The following is a 658-nucleotide window of genomic DNA, read 5'->3' on the forward strand; positions in this document are numbered from 1 at the left end:
AGACGAGGACCCGTGAGGGTGATGCGATCTGGCCCGGGTTGGATGCCGTGGTGACCGGTGTCGTGGATGCGCGGCGTCGGGCCGCTGCCGCGCAGGCCGCGGAGGCGCGGCTCCTGGCCGACGCGGTGGGACTGGTCGCGGAACGGACGGCGTTGCTGCGTCAGGAGGCGCAGCAGCGGGGTGGGTCGGTGCGGTCGTCGGATGCGGATCTGCCGTTGCGGGAAGTCGCGTTGGAACTCGCGATGGCGCTGCGGGTGTCGGATCGGGGTGTGCAACGCCGGATGTCGGAGGCGTACCTGTTGACGACCCTGTTCCCGACCACGTGGGGTGTGTGGGAGCAGGGGGAGATCGATGCCGGTCACGCGTGGGCGATCAGCCGCACCGGCACGCTGTTGACGACCGAGGAGGACCGGGGACGGTACGAGACCCTCGCGTTGGAGGCGGCCCGGTCGGAGTCGCCTGCGCGGATGAGTGCGGCGGCGAAGGCGATCGCGGCGACTATCGACCCTGCCGCGTTCACCGAGGCCGCGCAGCGCGCGTATGAAGAACGCTCCGTCCGGTTGTTCCCCTTGGAGGATGGGATGGCTCGACTGGTCGCGGATCTTCCCGCGCCGCTCGCCCACGCGATCCACGACACCCTGACCGCCCGGGGTCGGGT

General features: G+C 71.0%; 1 protein-coding gene. It reads left to right on the forward strand.

Going from position 1 to position 658, the window contains the following annotated elements; all coding sequences use genetic code 11:
• Positions 1 to 50: 50 nt before the first annotated feature.
• Positions 51 to 658 (forward strand): DUF222 domain-containing protein (locus tag MHO01S_RS16160; protein ID WP_371836329.1); only part of this gene is annotated, 608 nt, incomplete at its 3' end.

Origin of the sequence: Microbacterium hominis NBRC 15708 (assembly GCF_001592125.1) — a bacterium.
Taxonomy (GTDB): Bacteria; Actinomycetota; Actinomycetes; order Actinomycetales; family Microbacteriaceae; genus Microbacterium; species Microbacterium hominis.